General features: G+C 27.5%; 4 protein-coding genes. All 4 read right to left on the bottom strand.

The genetic code is table 11. The annotated features are described in order from the left end of the window. Positions 1–256, bottom strand: a 256-nt coding sequence (locus tag HMPREF0202_RS00020; RefSeq protein WP_023049555.1) for a hypothetical protein, incomplete at its 3' end; no start/stop codon positions are given. 278 nt (positions 257–534) lie between these two features. Next, entirely contained in the window at positions 535–1,386 is an 852-nt protein-coding gene (locus HMPREF0202_RS00015; RefSeq protein WP_023049554.1) for a hypothetical protein, read from the bottom strand. Then, positions 1,383–1,577, bottom strand: coding sequence for a hypothetical protein (locus tag HMPREF0202_RS00010; protein ID WP_023049553.1), 195 nt, complete (start codon positions 1,575–1,577; stop codon positions 1,383–1,385). Before HMPREF0202_RS00010 ends, HMPREF0202_RS00015 begins: the two co-directional genes overlap by 4 nt. Before the next feature lie 1,232 nt (positions 1,578–2,809). Beyond that, positions 2,810–3,910, bottom strand: coding sequence for a replication initiation protein (locus tag HMPREF0202_RS14615; protein ID WP_051364104.1), 1,101 nt, complete (start codon positions 3,908–3,910; stop codon positions 2,810–2,812). Between the last annotated feature and the right edge of the window lie 133 nt (positions 3,911–4,043).

Below are 4,043 nucleotides of genomic sequence, written 5' to 3'. Positions count from 1 at the left end.
TTGTTATTCCGCGTTTTCCTGATGGGACCCCTTTTAGATACATTTTTCTTTGTACAGTGTCTTTCTCATCTTCAAATACTAGCCCAAATGTTCTCATTAAACCTTTGTAAGTTCCCCATGCCGTAGTATCCTTTAAATGCTTTTTACTTCTATTGCTCCAAACCTCATAATCTGTTTTATTCTCATTGTATTTAATCAAATGCAACTCGTATCTTCCATTTGTTCCTGGGATATCCCATTTATTTAACACTTTCATTTTTAACCCCCTTTGGTATTTTTACTCAATACACTTTCGTTATTTCATAAAAACCCCTATCTTATTATTTTTTCATGTCCTACCTATCCCAGTAAAAAAATCTAAATTAAAATACATCATCAACTTAATTATTCACACTGGGAAAAGATGACTTTCCTTAATCTATACCATTGCAACAACTACAAAAACCTCTCTTTTCTATCTCTAATAGAGGGTTTGTAATGCTTTTTTTAACGATGTTTTTTTTACAAATAAGCACCATACAAGGTGCCTTTTTGTTAATTTTTTAGTGCTATTTTTAAGTTCTTTTCCAAGTCTTTAACAAACCTTTTCAGCTCCGTTTTAGTTGTAAAATTCAAAGTTTCTTTTCTAGTCTTTCTAAAGTTTTCTACAAATTTTTTATATCCAATAGTTAAACCAACTTTAATTATTAAACCTTTTAATATTTCTGAGGTCATAATATAACCTTGACTATCCATACAAGCCACAAATTCTGAAAACGTTCTGTATTTCTTCCCTTTTGTTTCTTGATACAATTTAGCTAGTTCTTCAATGTATTTACACTCTACTTTTCCAACTAACAACTCTAACCCTTTCATTTCTTGGACATATTTTTTAATCTCATTCTCTAATTTTTCTTTATTAGCTCGTATACTTCTAATATCCTCAACTTTATTTTCTAACCTCGTATTTGCAGGTCTATCTTTGTCAACACAACTATAGAAAGTTGTTTTAGTTCTTCCATTAGAAAGTTTTATATTCCCCTCTTTTTCAATCCCTTTTATAGTCTTAAATATATCTCCGTTTTCTTTTCCTCTAGCAATGTTTAAACACTCCAAGAACAATCTAGCTAGGTTGATATTATCTTTCAAATATTCTTTACTATCTGACGCAATGTCAACTCTCACAATTTCCACCTCTTGCCCTAATATTTCTTTTAATTCTTGTATGTAACCCAATATCTCGCTAATACTAGACAATCCATTTAAACCCCTTAACACCAACCTCGTATTACCTTTTGCCGTATATGTCGTCTTATCGCTCAATATTAGTCTGTTATCTGTTTTTATTTCATGCAAACCTTTAATTTCTATTTGTATGGTATCAATACCAACTCCAGTGAGTGTCATAGCTCCACCCCAACAACTTCAATTACATCTAGCAATTTAACTATTGCCGTATTTATCAATGCTCTCTTAGTTATTTTCAAATCATATGACATTTTATTCAAACGATCATATATTTCCGGTGTAACTTGAATAGTTAATCCTCTTACTGGTTGTGATTCTGTTTTAACTAACTTTACTGCTTTCTTTTCCATAAAAAAATACCTCCATTTAATTTTTAGAGGTATCAATCCAGTTCTATTCTACTTTTGCCCTAATTTTCAAACAGTTCGTTTATAAGGTTTTTCATCAATTCCCTAAACAAAAATCAACTATTTTAACAAAAAATTTATTATTTAGTTGATTTAAACAGTTTGAATATAATATAATAGGTTATATCATACAAACAGTTTGGAATAGTTTTTACTATCCGAAACTCATATGTATAGCAAAAGTAGAGTATTCCCAGGGGATATATTATAAGTTTTCTAACTTGCCGGAAAGGAACTTATGATATAAATTGGTCGATACTCTATTTTTTGTATTTATCACACTTTAATTATGTGCTTTTTATGTTACTTTGTCAAATCTATGCACTTTTGATTGTTTATATATTTATTTTACCATAATTTGATAAAAAATAATATTTGAAATTTAGTTATTTTATAGGTTATTTTTTTAACTTTTTGAAAAAATTTAAAAAATATGAAATAAAAAGCAATTAAAAACAACTACATAGAATTAACAACACTTTTAGCCATTATCTCAGCTCAATATTTCTCCATACTTTATATATTTTTTTATAAAAAATGGACGAATTCGTCTCTTAATTTTAACTTAAAATATCCACCTATACCCAGTACTGTATTTTTAATTTATATTCCAACTTTCGAGCCTCCCCCCTATCAAAAAAAAATTCATATAATCGCATCTACAATAACCTATTTTTTTATACAATAAAATTCACGACTCTTTTCATGCAACTAAAAATATAATAAAAATACCGTTATATCACTCTACAACCTCAATAACTATGGAGGTGCGACATTTTTCTCTTATTCATAAAAAAAAGGAGAGGCTTAACCCTCTCCAATCGTGGGGCAATCAATCCCACTAAGTGCTAAATTCTAATTTTGTTTCCTAGTATGCTAACTTAGTTAACATAAAGAAAATTACAGTTATTAATATGAAATACAACATAGCCACCCCCTTTCTGTTGGGGTCTTTTCTTTTATGTTGAATCTAGCACCTTTGAATATAGTACCATACAAAAAACAAAAAAAGAAGTAAAGTTGATTAGGCTTTACTTCTTTTCTTTTGTGTCTATGTTGACATTTTTCATATTTTTAACTGTTAATGCGATTATACTCTCTTTTTTTATAAATGTCAATAAAATCAAAGGGTATAAACACAAGCCCCTTTACTTTATAAGGCTTTATAATCAATTTTACGAGTTCATTTCTTCTAATATTTTTTTTATTTTATGCTGCTTGGCCATTCCAACTAATTTTCTACCATTTTTAGATACTAAAAGACTTTCGTCAATATCTTCAACTGTATATATTTTAGTTTGGATATACTCTTTTGTCTCAAACTCTACAATCTCATATTTTGATTTATTCATAGTATCAAATATCTTTCTAACTGATATACTATGTTTTATATTATTTTCTTCCAGGTATTTTTTATATAATTCCTTATAATCAACTTTAGATATTTTTATTTTTTCCACTTGATCCATTTGATTTATTTCTTTTTTTATCTCCTGGATTTTTAGGCCGTTATTTTCTTCAACTTTTTCAAACTGTTTTAAATGTTGTTCCAACTCTCTTTCGCCAATAGAACTTCTCTTCTTTATAGCTTGAATTTCTTCAACTTGCTTTTTCTTTTTTGCTTTCCAGGTAAATTTTAAACTATCAACCTTTACACCTTTTTTTATTTTTTCTAATTTTAAACCATTGAAACATGGTTTTAATTGTTCCAGGATTGGAGATAATACAAAACTATCAATGTGCGACATCTTATAACTCTTTGGAACGTCTAGCATTATTTTAAAATCATCTATCTTTATTTGATACCAATTATAGCTATCCTCATTATCAAACTGCTTTAGCATTTTAAACATATTTTTAGCATAAGAGCTTTTCAAACTTACAAACTCCATTAAATCAAATTTTGTGAATTTTTCAATATCATTAAGTAGATATTTACCGTCTTCATGCATCTTAATTCTTACCGTTCTATCCTCTTTTTCAATATGGTATCTAGTAAAAAGTATTATCTTTGTTATAGTTGTTTTAGTTTCTGTTCTAATCTTTATATTTAACATTTTATCATATGTACTCTCTAAATCTTTTATAAATCTATCTAAATTTCTATTAGAATAATTAGAAAGTTCTTTTAGCTCCTGGAATGTTAAAGTAACTTCATTTAAACCCTCATTTTTCATCTTGTAGCAAATAGAGAAAAATAAATCCATTTCTTTTTCTTTAAATTTTCCAAAATTCAATTCATTCATTTTACTATCATACTCAACTATTTTTCCCATAATTCCCCCTTGTAACAAAAAGTTATTTATTGCTATTATAAAATCAATAATATCAAAGATTATTTGCATAAGTCAACATATTTATTTAAAAATTATGTTTTTATGTAACAAAACTATGTCGAATATGTAACAA

The organism is Cetobacterium somerae ATCC BAA-474, assembly GCF_000479045.1.
Taxonomy (GTDB): Bacteria; Fusobacteriota; Fusobacteriia; order Fusobacteriales; family Fusobacteriaceae; genus Cetobacterium_A; species Cetobacterium_A somerae.
This window is presented reverse-complemented; position numbering and strand designations above follow the sequence as displayed.